Annotated in this window: 17 protein-coding genes and 1 tRNA gene; 13 read left to right on the plus strand and 5 right to left on the minus strand. The window is 61.4% G+C overall.

The window, feature by feature from the left end; translation table 11 throughout:
• Positions 1-12: 12 nt before the first annotated feature.
• On the minus strand, positions 13-954 hold the full coding sequence (locus tag C4K40_RS07400; protein ID WP_053135309.1) for a folate-binding protein YgfZ: 942 nt from the start codon (positions 952-954) through the stop codon (positions 13-15).
• 149 nt (positions 955-1,103) lie between these two features.
• Here C4K40_RS07400 and C4K40_RS07405 point away from each other — a divergent pair, with 149 nt between their 5' ends.
• Positions 1,104-1,358 (plus strand): succinate dehydrogenase assembly factor 2, encoded by a 255-nt coding sequence (locus C4K40_RS07405; RefSeq protein WP_022642859.1) that lies wholly within the window; start codon positions 1,104-1,106, stop codon positions 1,356-1,358.
• Complete coding sequence (locus tag C4K40_RS07410) at positions 1,342-1,794, plus strand: protein YgfX (protein ID WP_031321101.1); 453 nt, start codon at positions 1,342-1,344, stop codon at positions 1,792-1,794. The genes C4K40_RS07405 and C4K40_RS07410 overlap by 17 nt, the downstream gene beginning before the upstream one ends.
• Here C4K40_RS07410 and nadB read toward each other — a convergent pair.
• Positions 1,757-3,379: an L-aspartate oxidase gene (gene nadB, locus C4K40_RS07415; protein WP_022642861.1), complete on the minus strand. Its 1,623-nt coding sequence runs from the start codon at positions 3,377-3,379 to the stop codon at positions 1,757-1,759. The two genes, C4K40_RS07410 and nadB, sit on opposite strands and share 38 nt — an antisense overlap.
• A gap of 558 nt (positions 3,380-3,937) precedes the next feature.
• Between nadB and rpoE the strand changes: the two genes are divergently transcribed.
• From rpoE to C4K40_RS07440, 4 genes are all read left to right on the plus strand, one after another.
• A complete protein-coding gene (rpoE, locus tag C4K40_RS07420; RefSeq protein ID WP_022642864.1) occupies positions 3,938-4,519 on the plus strand; it encodes an RNA polymerase sigma factor RpoE in 582 nt (193 codons plus the stop codon).
• A gap of 31 nt (positions 4,520-4,550) precedes the next feature.
• Positions 4,551-5,138 (plus strand): sigma-E factor negative regulatory protein, encoded by a 588-nt coding sequence (locus C4K40_RS07425; RefSeq protein WP_022642865.1) that lies wholly within the window; start codon positions 4,551-4,553, stop codon positions 5,136-5,138.
• Between the two features lie 8 nt (positions 5,139-5,146).
• On the plus strand, positions 5,147-6,103 hold the full coding sequence (locus tag C4K40_RS07430) for a MucB/RseB C-terminal domain-containing protein (protein WP_053135306.1): 957 nt from the start codon (positions 5,147-5,149) through the stop codon (positions 6,101-6,103).
• Between the two features lie 223 nt (positions 6,104-6,326).
• Positions 6,327-7,757: a DegQ family serine endoprotease gene (locus C4K40_RS07440; protein WP_022642868.1), complete on the plus strand. Its 1,431-nt coding sequence runs from the start codon at positions 6,327-6,329 to the stop codon at positions 7,755-7,757.
• 75 nt (positions 7,758-7,832) lie between these two features.
• Here the strand turns inward: C4K40_RS07440 and C4K40_RS07445 are convergent, their stop codons facing one another.
• Positions 7,833-9,266 carry a M48 family metalloprotease gene (locus C4K40_RS07445; protein ID WP_031321103.1) on the minus strand — a complete coding sequence of 478 codons (1,434 nt, stop codon included), beginning with the start codon at positions 9,264-9,266 and terminating at the stop codon, positions 7,833-7,835.
• Positions 9,267-9,488: 222 nt separating this feature from the next.
• Here C4K40_RS07445 and C4K40_RS07450 point away from each other — a divergent pair, with 222 nt between their 5' ends.
• Positions 9,489-9,728: a sulfurtransferase TusA family protein gene (locus tag C4K40_RS07450; protein ID WP_011059792.1), complete on the plus strand. Its 240-nt coding sequence runs from the start codon at positions 9,489-9,491 to the stop codon at positions 9,726-9,728.
• A 33-nt stretch (positions 9,729-9,761) separates the two neighbouring features.
• A complete protein-coding gene (locus C4K40_RS07455) occupies positions 9,762-10,832 on the plus strand; it encodes an AI-2E family transporter (protein ID WP_022642870.1) in 1,071 nt (356 codons plus the stop codon).
• A 48-nt stretch (positions 10,833-10,880) separates the two neighbouring features.
• On the opposite strand, the gene C4K40_RS07460 is transcribed toward C4K40_RS07455, so the two are convergent.
• Together C4K40_RS07460 and C4K40_RS07465 are read right to left on the minus strand one after the other, a co-directional pair.
• Positions 10,881-11,354 carry a peroxiredoxin gene (locus tag C4K40_RS07460; protein ID WP_053135301.1) on the minus strand — a complete coding sequence of 158 codons (474 nt, stop codon included), beginning with the start codon at positions 11,352-11,354 and terminating at the stop codon, positions 10,881-10,883.
• A 10-nt stretch (positions 11,355-11,364) separates the two neighbouring features.
• Positions 11,365-11,925 carry a glycine cleavage system protein R gene (locus C4K40_RS07465; RefSeq protein WP_022642872.1) on the minus strand — a complete coding sequence of 187 codons (561 nt, stop codon included), beginning with the start codon at positions 11,923-11,925 and terminating at the stop codon, positions 11,365-11,367.
• 326 nt (positions 11,926-12,251) lie between these two features.
• Between C4K40_RS07465 and dapA the strand changes: the two genes are divergently transcribed.
• The 5 genes from dapA (at position 12,252) to C4K40_RS07490 (ending at position 15,942) form a co-directional block, all read left to right on the plus strand.
• On the plus strand, positions 12,252-13,130 hold the full coding sequence (gene dapA, locus C4K40_RS07470) for a 4-hydroxy-tetrahydrodipicolinate synthase (protein ID WP_022642873.1): 879 nt from the start codon (positions 12,252-12,254) through the stop codon (positions 13,128-13,130).
• Positions 13,131-13,147: 17 nt separating this feature from the next.
• Entirely contained in the window at positions 13,148-14,263 is a 1,116-nt protein-coding gene (gene bamC, locus C4K40_RS07475) for an outer membrane protein assembly factor BamC (protein WP_031321104.1), read from the plus strand.
• 4 nt (positions 14,264-14,267) lie between these two features.
• Complete coding sequence (locus tag C4K40_RS07480; RefSeq protein ID WP_053135300.1) at positions 14,268-15,026, plus strand: MBL fold metallo-hydrolase; 759 nt, start codon at positions 14,268-14,270, stop codon at positions 15,024-15,026.
• A gap of 28 nt (positions 15,027-15,054) precedes the next feature.
• On the plus strand, positions 15,055-15,768 hold the full coding sequence (gene purC, locus C4K40_RS07485; protein ID WP_053135296.1) for a phosphoribosylaminoimidazolesuccinocarboxamide synthase: 714 nt from the start codon (positions 15,055-15,057) through the stop codon (positions 15,766-15,768).
• An 84-nt stretch (positions 15,769-15,852) separates the two neighbouring features.
• Positions 15,853-15,942: transfer RNA gene (locus tag C4K40_RS07490), tRNA-Ser, on the plus strand.
• Positions 15,943-16,121: the final 179 nt, after the last annotated feature.

The raw sequence follows: 16,121 nt of genomic DNA on the forward strand, positions 1-16,121 counted from the left end.
AAGGTCAGGCGATCAGCGCTGGATTTCGCGATCACGGTCCAGCTGGTACGGCAGGTCGAGCAATTGCAGGCCCGGTCCTTCGGGCGTTCCCAGGTGCAGGTTGTCATCTTCCACGGCCTCGGCCTGCACCACCGCCAGCAATTCGATCCGTTCCGGAGCGCGGGCCGCCAGGACCACTTCACCAATGGCGCTGCCGTGGGTTGGGGAAAACAGCGGGGTGCCGGGCTCCGGCTGTTCGTCCGCTGCCAGGGCCAGGCGGTACAGGCGGCGCTTGAGCTTGCCCAGGTACTGCATGCGGGCGACGATTTCCTGGCCGGTATAGCAGCCCTTCTTGAAGCTGACGCCGCCCACGGCCTGCAGGTTGAGCATCTGCGGGATGAACAGTTCGCGGGTCTGTGCCATGACCTGGCCCAGGCCAGCGCGGATCTGTCCCAGCAGCCACTGGTTCAACTGGCCTTCGGGTAGTTGCGCAGCCAGTTGCTGGCCCAGGCTGGCGGCGCGTTCGGCCGGGACCCAGAGCTCGGCGCGGTCGGTCGAGACGCGCACGGCGATCAGGCCGTCTGCCCGGGCCACGGCGCCGTCTTCCTGGGGCAGTTCCAGGCCCAGCTGGTCGAGGACGGCTTGGGCCGAGGACAGGCCGAAACGTGCCCAACTGGTGCTTTCATCGCTGAGCTTGGCCTTGGAGAACACCGCGTATTTCTTCAGGTCAACCAGTTGCGCCTCCACCAGCTCACCGGCCATGGCCAGCAGGCAGCCGTCACCCTCCAGGAGGATACGGAAACTGGATTGCATGCGGCCTTTCTGGGTGCAACGGGCGCCAAGGCTGGATTGGCTGTCGCTGAGGTAGTTGAGGTTGCAGGTCAATTGGCCCTGCAGGAATTTGCTGGCATCGGGGCCGCGGACGGCGAGTACGCCTTCGTGGGACAGGGGGCAGAAAAAAGCGGAGTCAGCCATGGTTCATCGCAGGGTAAAAAGTATGGGGCACATAATAAGGGGGCGCCTTTGAAATGGATAGTTCACAAAGGATAGGCGGTGGCCGACCAAAGCCGACTGTCATCACCTGTCCCGGGCTGTATACTGGCGCCCTATTTGAGGAGCGTTCCATGGTTGAAGATGTTGAACTGAATCGCCTCTACTGGCACAGCCGTCGCGGCATGCTCGAACTGGACGTGTTGCTGGTGCCGTTCGTCAAGGAGGTGTATCCGCATCTCAACGAAACGGATCGCCAGTGCTACCGCAACCTGCTCGAGTGCGAGGACCAGGACATGTTCGGCTGGTTCATGGAGCGCAGCGAATCCCCTGATCCCGAGTTGCAGCGCATGGTGCGCATGATCCTGGATCGTGTCCAACCCAAGTAAGCTGTTCGAGAGCCGCTGGCGGGCGTCCATGCAACTGCTGGCGGCTTATCTGTTGGCCCAGGCTTTCGCCCTGGGTGCCGTTTTTCTTCTCGATATCCCGCTTTTCGCCAAGCTCCTGGGGCTGTCGCTGTGCCTGCTGCACGCCGCCTGGGCGCTGCCTCGGCAAATCTTGTTGAGTCACCCCCGGGCCTTCACCTGCCTGCGTCACGGTGTCGCCGGCTGGCAGTTGTGGAACCGCGCCGGCGGCTGGCAGGCGGTGCAGTTGTGTCCCGATAGCCTGGCGCTGCCGTTGATCGTGGTATTGCGTTTTCGCCTGAAGGGCCGGCGCCGGATCCATTCCGTCTGCGTCCCGCGGGATGCGCAGGCGGCCGATGAGCATCGGCGCCTGCGGGTGCGGCTCAAGTTCGCTCGCGATAGGTGGGCGGCTGCAGAATAGTGTCCCGGGCCTCGGGGAGCATCTGCGGGTAGTCGAGGGTGTAGTGCAGGCCCCGGCTTTCCTTGCGGGCCATGGCCGAGAGAATCATCAGCTCGGCGACCTGGGCCAGGTTGCGCAGTTCGATCAGGTCGCGGCTGACCTTGTAATTGCTGTAGAACTCATCGATTTCGTCCAGAAGCAAACGCACCCGGTGCTGTGCCCGTTGCAGGCGCTTGTTGGTGCGCACGATGCCCACGTAGTCCCACATGAACCGCCGCAGTTCATCCCAGTTGTGCGCGATGATCACGTCTTCGTCGGAATCGGTGACCTGGCTGGCATCCCAGGCGGGCAGGGCGATAGGCAAGGCGATCTGCGGCAGTTGCCGGAGGATGTCGGACGCCGCCGAGCGGGCATAGACGAAGCACTCGAGCAGCGAATTGCTGGCCATGCGGTTGGCCCCGTGCAGGCCGGTGAAGCTGGTCTCGCCGATGGCATAGAGGCCTGGCACGTCGGTCCGGCCATGCTGGTCGACCATGACTCCGCCGCAGGTGTAGTGGGCCGCCGGCACCACCGGGATTGGCTGCCGGGTGATGTCGATGGAGAACTCCAGGCAACGCTCGTAGACCGTGGGGAAGTGGCTCTTGATGAAAGCTTGCGGTTTGTGGCTGATGTCCAGGTAGACGCAGTCGATACCCAGGCGCTTCATTTCATGGTCGATGGCCCGGGCGACGATGTCCCGGGGCGCCAGCTCGGCCCGCGGATCGAAGCGCTGCATGAAGCGCTCGCCGTTGGGCAGCTTCAGGTGGGCGCCTTCGCCGCGCAGGGCTTCGGTCACCAGGAAGTTCTTGGCCTGCGGGTGGTACAGGCAGGTAGGGTGGAACTGGTTGAACTCCAGGTTGGCCACTCGGCAGCCCGCGCGCCAGGCCATGGCGATGCCGTCGCCGCAGGCACTGTCGGGGTTGCTGGTATAGAGGTAGACCTTGGCCGCGCCGCCAGAGGCGAGGATCACGAAGCGTGCACCGAAGGTGTCGACTTCACCGGTGGCGCGGTTGAGTACGTAGGCACCCAGGCAGCGCTCGCCCTCCAGGCCCAGGCGCTTCTCGGTGATCAGGTCGACCGCGACCCGCTGTTCCAGCAGCTCGATATTGGGATGCTGCCGGGCCTTGGCCAGCAGGGTGGTGAAGATGGCAGCACCGGTGGCATCCGCGGCATGGATGATCCGCCGATGGCTATGGCCACCTTCACGGGTCAGGTGGAATTCGAAGCCGTTGTCATCGTTGCCGGCTTCTTCGTCGCGGGTGAAGGGGACTCCCTGGTCGATCAGCCACTGGATCGCTTCGCGGCTATGCTCCACGGTGAAGCGCACGGCGTCTTCGTGACACAGGCCGGCGCCGGCATTGAGGGTGTCGTCGACATGGGACTCGACCGTGTCGGTGTCGTCCAGCACCGCAGCCACCCCGCCCTGGGCGCGATAGGTCGAGCCGTTGGCGAGGTTGCCCTTGCTCAGGACCGCAATCCGCAGGTGGCTGGGCAGGGTCAGGGCCAGGCTCAAGCCGGCGGCACCGCTGCCAATCACCAGAACATCGTGTTGAAACTGTTGGCTCATTTGAAGGATTCCGCTCAAAGCGACCCGGGACGGGGTTGGCGCAAGACGCCTGAATCGGCAAGTCAAAGCAGCCACACAGCCCACTAGTATATAGAGGGGGGGAGCGGCACAATAGCCGCGCCTGCATGGCATTGTGCGACTTCGCTGAGCAAAAGCGTTGCTCCCGGTCAGCCAGGGCTCAGGCCGCTACCAGGCCTGGCAGGGACGATCGAGGGTACAAGGCTGTTTTTCTCTTTAGCGTTACACAAACTTCGTCCGGCACGGCTATAAAGATTGGGAACTTTTGCCAAGGCCCCAAACTCAATAGAAGGTTGCCTGAAAGAAGGGACAGCGTCGGTTTTATCCAGGGTTTTCAGCCTGTTTTCCAGGGGTGAAAATCGACGACAGGATTATTCGCGCAGCCGGCCTTGCCCGCGCTGCGTTTTTCGTGCGTGCCGGATCAGAGCCCGCAGGAAACTTGCTTGGAGGGGGAGAACTTTTGCGAAAAGCCCGAGTCTATGTTTGCAAGCCTGATCGATTAGTAGCGCAAGCCTCCTCCGAGCTTATCGAGGAGTGTTCATGCTAACCCAGGAAGAGGATCAGCAGCTGGTCGAGCGCGTTCAGCGTGGCGACAAGCGAGCGTTCGATCTGCTCGTGCTGAAGTACCAGCACAAAATTCTCGGGTTGATCGTGCGTTTCGTGCACGACACCCATGAAGCCCAGGATGTCGCACAGGAAGCCTTTATCAAGGCGTACCGTGCACTAGGTAATTTTCGTGGTGACAGCGCGTTCTATACGTGGCTTTACCGTATCGCCATCAATACGGCGAAAAACTATCTGGTTTCACGCGGCCGCCGGCCGCCGGATAGCGATGTCAGTTCTGAAGATGCGGAGTTCTATGACGGCGATCACGGCCTGAAGGATCTCGAATCACCGGAACGTTCATTGCTGCGGGATGAGATCGAGGGCACCGTCCATCGAACCATCCAGCAACTGCCTGAAGATTTGCGTACGGCTTTAACTTTACGTGAATTCGATGGTCTGAGTTACGAGGACATTGCCAGTGTCATGCAATGTCCGGTGGGTACCGTGCGCTCCCGGATTTTCCGCGCTCGGGAAGCCATCGATAAAGCCCTGCAGCCGTTGTTGCAGGAAACCTGAGACAGCGGCGACAGCCAAGAGAGGAACCGCCATGAGTCGTGAAGCCCTGCAGGAATCGCTGTCCGCGGTGATGGATAACGAAGCGGACGAACTGGAATTACGTCGGGTATTGAATGCCGTCGACGAAGTGGAAACCCGTGAGACCTGGGCTCGTTATCAAATCGCCCGGGCGGCCATGCACAAGGAGTTGCTGCTTCCACGCCTGGATATCGCCGCTGCCGTTTCTGCAGCCCTGGCTGATGAAGCCGTACCTGCCAAGGGTTCCCGTGGGCCATGGCGTAGCCTGGGTCGCCTGGCGGTAGCTGCCTCGGTGACCGTTGCGGTCCTGGCGGGTGTGCGCTTGTACAACCACGATGAGATCGCGGGTGTCGAGCTGGCTCAGCAGGCTGGCCAGCCCACCCTGGCCGCGCCACAGGTCAAAGGCCCAGCGGTATTGGCCGGCTACAATGAGAATTCGGAAGCCACTGGCCCCATGGCCAATGGCGTATTGCAAGGACAGCCAGGCTGGCATGACCAGCGTCTGCCCAGCTATCTGCGTCAGCATGCCCAGCAAGCTGCACTCAAAGGCACTGAAAGCGCATTGCCTTATGCCCGTGCGGCAAGCTTGGAAAACCGCTAAGGAGGATCATGCGCGCCATCCCTCTACTCTCGCTTCTGCTCAGTGGCTGGTTTGTGGTTCCAGCCCACGCCGACGAAGCCCAGGACTGGTTGCAGCGTCTTGGGCAAGCGGAACAGCAGCAAAGCTTCCAGGGCACCTTCGTTTACGAGCGTAACGGTAGTTTCTCTACCCATAACATCTGGCATCGTGTCCAGGATGGAAAGGTTCTCGAGCGTCTGGTCCAGCTCGATGGGTCTGCTCAAGAGGTGGTGCGTGTCGATGGTCGCACCCAATGTGTCAGTGGCACGTTGGTGGCGGGGTTGGGAGATTCTCCCGACTCCGTAGCGCGTGCGCTGGATCCTCAGAAACTCAAGAATTGGTATGACCTTGCCGTCATCGGCAAGTCGCGGGTGGCAGGGCGTCCGGCGGTGATCGTCTCGGTCTCGCCGAAGGACCAGCACCGCTACGGCTTCGAGTTGCACCTGGATCGTGAAACCGGGCTACCGCTCAAGTCCTTGCTGCTCAACGACAAGGGGCAACTGCTCGAGCGCTTCCAGTTCACTCGCCTGGATACCAACGATGTTCCTGGAGATGCCGAGCTGCGTGCCACCGCCGATTGCAAGCCTGTCACCCTTGATAGTGACAAGGCTTCGGCAGTCAAGGCTGCGCAAACCTGGCGTTCCGACTGGCTGCCGCCGGGCTTCGAGTTGACCAGCAGCAGTGCCCGCAAAGATCCGGAAACCAAGGTGATGGTCAACAGCCTGCTGTATGACGATGGCTTGGCACGGTTCTCGGTTTTTCTCGAGCCGCTCAACGGTGCAACCGTCACCGACACCCGGACCCAGCTTGGGCCCACTGTGGCGGTATCGCGTCGCCTGACCACGCCCGATGGCGAGATGATGGTCACGGTAGTCGGGGAGATCCCGATCGGCACCGCCGAGCGTATTGCCTTGTCGATGCGTTCAGACTCTATCGCTAAGCAATGAAACTTTATTGGTTGTGCAAGAGGTCAGTGATGGCTACTCCACAATTGAGAAGATGAAATGTTTGGCCAGCAAATTCATTTGCAAAATCCCCAGAGTTTTTTTATAGGTCAGAGCCTTTCGGTTCTGACCTTATTTGTCGTTCCTGGAACAAAACTGCCGCCCGCTTGGTGTCGGCGCTGTTCGTTCCCTATCGCTTAACCACGCTCGTCGTAACGGGAGCCGTATGTCGATACCACGCTTGAAGTCCTACTTCACCATCCTCGCCACTGTGCTGGTGCTTGGGCAGGCCGTTTCTGCCCAGGCGGCCGAACTGCCTGATTTCACCCAGCTGGTCGAACAGGCATCGCCTGCGGTGGTGAACATCAGTACCACGCAGAAACTGCCTGATCGCCGGGTCTCTGCGGGCCCCATGCCCGACCTCGAAGGCCTGCCGCCGATGCTGCGGGAGTTCTTCGAGCGCGGCATGCCACCACAGCAGCGTTCTCCACGTGGGGACCGCCAGCGTGAAGCCCAGTCCCTGGGGTCGGGTTTCATCATCTCCCCGGATGGCTACATCCTGACCAACAACCACGTGATCGCCGACGCCGACGAGATCCTCGTGCGCCTGGCCGATCGCAGCGAATTGAAAGCCAAGCTGGTCGGTACCGATCCGCGCTCCGACGTGGCGTTGTTGAAAATCGACGGCAAGGACTTGCCCGTATTGAAACTGGGCAAATCCCAGGATCTGAAGGCCGGTCAATGGGTCGTGGCCATCGGCTCGCCGTTCGGCTTCGACCATACCGTGACCCAGGGTATCGTCAGCGCCATCGGTCGCAGCCTGCCGAACGAAAACTATGTGCCGTTCATCCAGACCGACGTGCCAATCAACCCGGGTAACTCCGGCGGCCCGCTGTTCAACCTGGCGGGCGAGGTCGTGGGGATCAACTCGCAGATCTACACCCGTTCCGGCGGCTTCATGGGCGTGTCCTTCGCTATCCCGATCGATGTGGCCATGGACGTTTCCTCCCAGCTCAAGGCGGGTGGCAAGGTCAGCCGTGGCTGGCTCGGTGTGGTGATCCAGGAGGTCAACAAGGACCTGGCCGAGTCTTTCGGTCTGGAGAAGCCTGCCGGTGCGCTGGTCGCGCAGATCCAGGATGATGGCCCGGCTGCCAAGGGTGGCCTGCAGGTGGGAGATGTGATCCTCAGCCTCAATGGCCAGCCGATCGTCATGTCCGCCGACCTTCCGCATCTGGTCGGCGCGCTGAAAGCCGGCGCCAAGGCCAACCTGGAAGTGATCCGTGACGGCAAGCGCAAGACTGTCGAGCTGACCGTCGGCGCTATCCCTGAAGAAGACAAGGATCTGAGCCAATTGTCCAAGTCCGGCGTCGAGCGCAGCAGCAACCGCTTGGGCGTGGCCGTGGTCGAACTCAGTGCGGAACAGAAGAAAGCCTTTGATCTCAAGGGCGGCGTGGTGATCAAGGAAGTACAGGACGGCCCTGCAGCGCTTATCGGCCTGCAGCCCGGCGATGTGATCACTCACTTGAACAACCAGGCGATCAGCTCGACGAAGGAATTCACCGAAATCGCCAAGGCGCTGCCGAAGAACCGCTCGGTTTCCATGCGGGTACTGCGCCAGGGACGAGCCAGCTTCATTACCTTCAAGCTGGCTGAGTAACTCGCCAGCTCCAGGCCTCGCCCAATAAAAAGCCCGCCTCTTGTGAGGCGGGCTTTTTTATTGTGCCGTCCAGGGTCAGCGCATCATGTCCTTGATCATCTGTTCCTGATCCATCATCTCGCGCTGGCGAGCATCGATCCGTGACGACAGTGGGAAGTTGCTGCCGGCGCGGCGCTTGGCGAAATCCAATTGCTGGATTGCCTGGCCATAGTCCCCCACCAAGGCGAAATACTCGGCGCGTGCCTGGTGCAAGCCGATGATGTTGCCGGACAGGCCGCGGGTTTCCGCCACCAGGTACCAGACGTCCGGATCGTCGGGGCGGCTCTTGAGCAGGCTTTCCAGAGCCTTTTCCGCATCGGCCGGACGATTCTGCTTGAGCAGTAGGTCGACCCGGATCTGATGCAGCGGATAGTTGTTCGGATATTGGCCGAGCAAGCGCTCCACTCGCGCCTGTGCGTCCGGCAGGCGATTGCTGTTCATGTCCAGCTCGATCTGGGCCAGGTTGTAGGTGATGTCATTGGCCGATTTGGCCAGTAACGGCTTGAGGTTCTCCCGGGCTTCGTTCCACTGGCTGCCCTTGATCTGGGCGATGGCCAGGCCGTAGCGGGCAATGTCGTTTTTTGGATTTTCGTCGAGCTGGGCGCGGAAGCGCTTGGCAGCCAGGCCGGGCGATTCCTCATAGTTCAGTTGCACCCGTGCGCGGATCAGTTGGTAGCGCAGGCTATCCTCGATGCCGCCGGGCTTGGCTTGTTCGGCACGGTTGCGAGTGTCGGCGATCCGCGACTCGGTGACCGGGTGAGTCAGGAGGAACTCCGGTGGCTTGGCGTCGAAGCGGTATTGGCGCATCAGGCGTTCGAACATGGTGGGCATCGAGCGCGGATCGTAGCCAGCCTTCTCCAGGTTGAGGATGCCGATCCGGTCGGCTTCCTGCTCGTTTTGCCGAGAGAAGCGTCGCTGCTCCTGGATAGCCGCGGCCTGGGTGCCGGCGATGGCGGCGATCCCGGCGTCACCGGCACCGGTGGCAGCAATCACGATGCCGGCCAGCAGGGCGGCCATCATCGGCACCTGCATCCGGCGTTGCGCTTCGACACCACGGGCGAAGTGGCGCTGGGAAAGGTGCGCCAGTTCGTGGGCCAATACCGAGACATATTCACCCTCGGTCTGGGCGTTGAGGAACAGCCCGCCGTTGACGCCGACTATTCCGCCTGGTGCGGCGAATGCGTTGAGCTGGGGGCTGTTGATCAGGATGAATTCCAGGCGTCGGTCGTTGACCTGGCTGGTCTCCACCAGTTTGTAGACGCTGGTTTCGACGTAGTCCTTGAGTTGTGGATCACTCAGTTGCGAGACCTGGCTGCGAAGCAAGGACAGCCAGGCCCGGCCCAGCTGGTATTCCTGTTGTGGAGAGACAATGGCTGAACTGGCGTCGCCAAGTGACGGCAGGTCGTCGGCGAAGCCCGGTGAGGCGAGCAGGCAAGCGAGCGTCAGCAGAGTAGGGCGCAACAAATTCATGCACAGAGCCTTAATCGACAAAGGCTCTACTGTAGCTGGACACCTGTCCGGGAGCCAGACGAGGGTGGTGAAAACTCTGAAGGGACAAAGGTGCTTTTCGGCAAATTACTGCGTCTACGTCTGTAGGTCTTTGGCGCGTTGGTTTTTTGCGCCTGCTGGTTATCGGCTGCCTGGTCCCTCGGGGTATCCTAGCGCCCTTGCATTTACCTGCGGAGTAACACCATGACCGATGTCGTCGCCCATGATGCCGAGCTGGACGCCAGCGGGCTGAACTGCCCGTTGCCGCTGCTCAAGGCCAAGATGGAGCTCAATCGCCTGGCCAGTGGTGCGGTGCTCAAGGTCATTGCCACCGATGCCGGCTCCCAGCGCGACTTCCGCACCTTCGCCCGCCTGGCCGGTCATACGCTGCTGCGCGAAGAGGACGAGGCGGGAGTCTATCGCTACTGGTTGAAAAAGGCCTGACGCCGTTCACCGCTTTCATCTTAAGGATCACTGATGTTCAAAGTGCTACGCGACTGGATACAGCGCTATTTCTCGGACGAAGAGGCGGTGGTGCTGGCTGTCTTGCTGTTCCTGGCCTTCACTGCCGTACTGACCCTGGGTGGCATGCTCGCGCCGGTGCTGGCGGGCATGGTCCTGGCTTACCTGATGCAGGGGCTGGTGGTGAGCCTGGAGCGCCTGCGGTTGCCGGGTGGCGCCGCTGTGGGGCTGGTGTTCGCCCTGTTCATGGGAGTGTTGCTGCTGTTCATCCTGGTGGTGGTGCCGCTGCTCTGGCATCAGTTGATCACCCTGTTCAACGAGCTCCCGGGCATGCTTGCCAAGTGGCAATCGTTATTGTTGCTGTTGCCCGAGCGCTATCCGCACCTGGTGTCCGACGAGCAAGTGCTGCAGGCCATCGAGGTGGCGCGGGGCGAGATCGGCAAGTTTGGGCAATGGGCTCTGACGTTCTCGCTATCGAGCCTACCGTTGCTGGTGAACATCATGATCTACCTGGTGTTGGTGCCGATCCTGGTGTTCTTCTTCCTCAAGGATCGGGCCATGATCAGTCGTTGGGTCATCGGCTACCTGCCACGGGAGCGGACGCTGATCACCCGCGTGGCCCATGAGATGAACCGGCAGATCGCCAACTACATCCGCGGCAAGGTCATCGAGATCGTCATCTGTGGCGGTGTCACTTATATCGCCTTCGTCACCCTGGGCCTGAACTACGCGGCGCTGTTGGCGTTGCTGGTGGGAATCTCGGTGGTGGTGCCCTATGTCGGCGCGGTGGTGGTGACGGTGCCGGTGGCGTTGATCGCCCTGTTCCAGTGGGGGTGGAGCGACCAGTTCATCTACCTGATGGCGGTCTACGGGATCATCCAGACCCTGGATGGCAACGTGCTGGTGCCGCTGCTGTTCTCCGGGGCGGTGAACCTGCATCCGGTGGCGATCATCTGCGCGGTACTGTTGTTCGGCGGGCTCTGGGGCTTCTGGGGGATCTTCTTCGCGATTCCCCTGGCCACCCTGTTCAAGGCCGTGTTGGATGCCTGGCCGAGGAAGGATCCGATGGTGGCGCCACTGCTATAGCGGTGGAGCAGATGCAAGCGGGGCGGCTGATCGGCCGCCCCGTTGGTTTCAGGCCTTGCTCAGGGCCTGGGCTGCGGCCAATACCGCATCGACATGGCCCGGGACCTTTACTGCGCGCCATTCCTGGCGCAGCACACCGTCCTTGTCGATGAGGAAGGTGCTGCGGTCCACCCCCATGTATTCCTTGCCATAGAGCTTTTTCAGCTTGATCACGTCGAACAGTTGGCAGACGGACTCGTCCTTGTCGCTGATCAGTTCGAACGGGAACTCCTGCTTGCACTTGAAGTTCTCGTGGGACTTCAAGCCGTCGCGGGAGATACCGAAGATCTCGGTATTGGCCGCCTGGAAGGCCTTGTACTGGTCGCGAAAGCCCTGGCCTTCGGTGGTGCAGCCCGGGGTGCTGTCCTTGGGGTAGAAATACAGCACCACCTGCTTGCCCTTGAGGCTGGACAGGCTGACGGTCTGGCCGCTGGTGGCGGGGGCCTGGAAATCGGCGACGGGTTGGTCGATAGCTACGGCCATGGGGGATTCCTTACATGGGGTTCTGTGGGCGCCAGGGTTCGATCAGGGCGTCGAGGTTCATGGCGTCGGCGAAATCCAGGAACTGGTCGCGCAGCCAACTGATCTGGGTCCCGGCGGGCAGGGTCACGGTAAAGGTGGCATTGAGCATGGTGCCGCCGGTCTGTGGTGCCTGGTAGGTATCGCAGGTCAGGTTTTCCAGCTCCACATGGTGGTCGATGAAGAACTGGCACAGCTCGTTGATGATGTCCGGGCGGTAAGCCGCGCTGACATAGGCCACATAAGGCAGGGCCTGTGGGCGGTTCTCCAAGGCCGCGCTGCGCACCACGTTGGCGGTGAAGGCGTGCTTCTTGGCCAGGAAGGGCAGGTTGCTCTCCAGGCGTGCCAGGGCATCCCAGCTGCCGGAGACCTCCAGTACCAGCGCGCTGCACTCGCCGTGCCGGGTCAGGCGCGAGGTCACCACGGCGCAGCGGTTTTCATGGCTGGCGCGGCACAGGACGTTGGTCAGCTCCATGGGGTTGGCGCCGAGGGCACTGATGACAAGGAATTGTTCGCGAACTGTGGGGGTGGACATGCAGCGTTCCTAAAGCGATGAGCGGTCGATACTTTCAACAAGCCTGGGCCGGGCAAGCGTCGCCGGTGGCCTTCCGAAGTCCTGGACCACAAGCCGGTGGCGGGCCCCGGGATCCATGGAATCGAGGCAGGCAACGCGGGAATGGGGCTTTGGGGAAGCGGCAGGCGGGCGATAACCCGGCCCATGTGCTTATCAAGTAGCAATCAAAGGCTGAAGGGTAGCGAAAACCATCGCCCAGGGGAATGCTCAGGGTGCGGGACTTCGCTTGTGCAAGGAACTTGGCGCCAGTACCATTACGGCTCTCTTTTTCCGGCAGGAGCGGTTGCATGATTGCGGGCAGTATGGTGGCACTGGTCACACCCATGGATGCACAGGGGAATCTCGACTGGGACAGCCTGAGCAAACTGGTGGACTTCCACCTGCAAGAGGGCACCAACGCCATCGTGGCGGTCGGCACCACTGGCGAGTCGGCGACCTTGGACGTCGATGAGCACATCGAGGTGATTCGTCGGGTAGTCGACCAGGTGGCGGGGCGCATCCCGGTGATCGCCGGCACCGGCGCCAACTCGACACGCGAAGCGATCGAGCTGACCACTAATGCGAAGATCGCCGGCGCCGATGCCTGCCTGCTGGTGACCCCGTACTACAACAAGCCGACCCAGGAAGGCCTGTACCAGCACTTCCGCACCATCGCCGAAGCCGTCGACATCCCGCAGATTCTCTATAACGTGCCGGGTCGCACCGCTTGCGACATGCAGGCCGAGACCGTGATCCGCCTGTCCACCGTGAAGAACATCATCGGCATCAAGGAAGCCACTGGCGACCTGGAGCGTGCCAAGGCCATCCTGTCCGGTGTACGTAGCGATTTCCTGGTGTACTCCGGCGATGACGCCACAGCCGTGGAGCTGATCCTGCTGGGTGGCAAGGGCAATATCTCGGTGACCGCCAACGTCGCGCCGAAGGCCATGAGCCAGATGTGCGCCGCGGCCATGGCTGGCGATGCTGCCAAGGCCCGGGCGATCCACGAGACCCTGATGCCGCTGAACAAGACTCTTTTCATCGAATCCAACCCTATTCCCGTGAAATGGGCCCTGCACGAGATGGGCTTGATGCCGGACGGTATCCGTCTGCCGCTCACCTGGCTCAGTGCCGCCTGTCACGAACCGCTGCGGCAGGCCATGCGCCAGTCCGGCGTATTGGTTTAATTGAGGAAGTACAACGCATGAAGCGAATGGCCGGACTTTCCGCACTTGCCTTGATTATCTCCAGCACCAGTGGCTGCGGTTGGATCTGGGGCCCGGAAGGCTACTTCCGTGACCGGGGTAGCGATTACCTGCAAGCGCAACAAACTGCACCGATGCAACTGCCGCCGGACATCCAGACCTCCAAGCGTCTGGATCCGCTGCTGCCGATCCCGCGTAACGTTGCCGACGATAACGTCAAGGGCGAGTACGAAGTGCCTCGTCCACAACCGCTGTCGGCCATTGCCGATTCCAGCGACTACAGTCTGCAGAAGAGCGGTGATTCCCGTTGGGTCATGGCCCAGCATCCACCGGCCGAGGTCTGGCCAGTGGCGGTACAGTTCTTCCAGGACAACGGTTTCCGCCTGGATCAACAGCGCCCGCAGACCGGCGAGTTCACCACCGCCTGGCAGCGTTCCGACGAACTCTCCGCCGCCGTGGCCAAGCGCCTGGGCAGCGCCGGCGTCGCCGCCGATAGCGAGACCCGGGTACGGGTACGCATCGAGCCGGGCGTACAGCGCAACACCAGTGAAGTCTATGTGGTCAGTGCCGAGCGTCCTGCCGGTAGCACCGCCGATGTGGAGTTCACCAATCGTTCGGTCAACACCGGCCTGGACGCTGCGCTGGTGGATGACCTGCTGGCCAGCATGAGCCGTACCTCCGAGAAGGGTGGCTCGGTATCCCTGCTGGCGGCCCGTGATTTCGACGCTCCGAGCCGTGTCAGCCTCAGCGAGGACGGCAGCGGCAACCCGGTGCTGAACCTGGGTGCCGACCTGGATCGTGCCTGGTCCAGCGTGGGGCGTGCCCTGGAGCAGGGTGAGTGGCGAGTCGAAGACATCAACCGGAGCCTGGGCCTGTACTACATCAACCTGGCGGAAAAGGCCGAGAAAAAGAACGACGAGCCGGGCTTCTTCGGCAAGTTGTTCGGCAGCAAGCCAGCCAAGGAAGAGATCGAGGCTCGTGCCGAGCGTTATCAGGTACGCCTGAGCAAGGTGGGCGAGAACGTCCAGGTCACCGTCGAGAAGAACATCAACACCGTGGCACCCGCCGATGTGGCGCGCAAGGTGCTGGGGATGATTCAGGACAACCTGGGCTGATTGGATGCGTTTCGCCGTTCTCGGCAGCGGTAGCCAGGGCAATGGCACCCTGATCGCCAGCGGCGACACGCATGTACTGGTGGATTGTGGTTTCTCCCTGCGGGAAACCGAGCGGCGCCTGTTGCGCCTGGGCGTCGCCCCAGAGCAACTGAGCGCCATCCTGGTGACCCACGAACATGCCGACCATGTGCATGGCGTGGGTTTGCTGTCTCGGCGCTACAATCTTCCGGTCCACCTCAGCCAGGGAACCTTGCGTGGAATGCGCAAGCCCGTGGCGGCCACGGGCTTCGTGCAGGGTGGCGAGCGATTGCAGGTCGGTGAGCTGCGTATCGACGTGATCGGTGTCGCCCATGATGCCCTGGAACCTACGCAGTTCGTCTTCAGCGATGGCCGGCGGCGCTTCGGCCTGCTGACCGATCTCGGTTCCTACGGTTCCGAGGTGTTGGACGGCTACCGCGGGCTGGATGCCCTGATGATCGAGGCCAATCATTGCCAGGAAATGCTAGCGCGAGGTCATTACCCGTATTTCCTCAAGCAGCGTGTCGGTGGTGATCTGGGACATTTGAACAACCAGCAGGCCGCAAGCCTGGTGGCCGAATTGGGATGGCAGGACTTGCAACATCTGGTCCTGGCTCATCTGAGCAGCAAGAACAACCTGCCGCAGCTGGCCCGGCAATGTTTTGTCGACACCCTCGGGTGCGACCCGGACTGGCTGCAACTGGCCGATCAAGATTCAGGGCTCGACTGGCGTCACATCGCCTAGCCCACCTACTTAGCAAGCGGAGCCCATCATGGAAAAACGTGAAGAACTCTACCGCGGCAAAGCCAAATCGGTTTACAAGACCGATGACGCCGACCGCCTGGTCCTGCTGTTTCGCAACGACACCTCGGCGTTCGACGGCAAGCGCATCGAGCAGTTGGATCGCAAAGGGATGGTGAACAACAAGTTCAACGCCTTCATCATGCAAAAACTCGAAGCTGCCGGCGTGCCGACCCAGTTCGACAAGCTGCTGAGCGACAATGAGTGCCTGGTGAAGAAGCTGGACATGATTCCGGTTGAGTGCGTAGTGCGCAACTACGCCGCCGGTAGCCTGGTCAAGCGCTTGGGTGTGGAAGAGGGCATGAAGCTCAATCCCTACACCTTCGAACTGTTCCTCAAGGACGACGCCAAGGGCGATCCCTTCATCAACGAATCCCACGTGGTGGCATTCGGTTGGGGCACCGCCGAACAGCTGACCCGCATGAAGGAATTGTCGCTCAAGGTCAACGAGGTCCTGGGCAAGCTGTTCGACGACGCCGGCCTGCTGCTGGTGGACTTCAAGCTGGAGTTCGGCGTGTTCAGCGACGGTTCCATCGTCCTGGGTGACGAGTTCAGCCCGGATGGCTGCCGCCTGTGGGACAAGGACACCAAGAAGAAGATGGACAAGGACCGCTTCCGCCAGGGCCTCGGTGATGTGATCGAGGCCTACGAAGAAGTGGCCCAGCGCCTCGGCGTACCGCTGTAATCGACGCAAGCATCTGATAGCACGGAAAAAATTTGCCTAGGGGGCTTCGCTTCCGGCAAAGGTGCTGTTATGATGCGCGCCGTTGGAGAGATGCCAGAGTGGCCGAATGGGACGGATTCGAAATCCGTTGTACCTTCGCGGGTACCTAGGGTTCGAATCCCTATCTCTCCGCCATACATAGAAAAGCCCCTGTAGCTCGATGAGATACAGGGGCTTTTTGTTTTCAGGTGCATTGCTCATTTCATTCGCTGAACGTTGGAAGCACTCCTCGGGCCGCACCTCCAGCCGGGCATGAGTGGGTCGCCTTGTTTGAGTTTGCTCGTCCCTGTTGCAGGGCAGTCACCAAGCAGCAT

Source organism: Pseudomonas sp. CMR5c, from assembly GCF_003850545.1.
GTDB lineage: Bacteria > Pseudomonadota > Gammaproteobacteria > Pseudomonadales > Pseudomonadaceae > Aquipseudomonas > Aquipseudomonas piscis.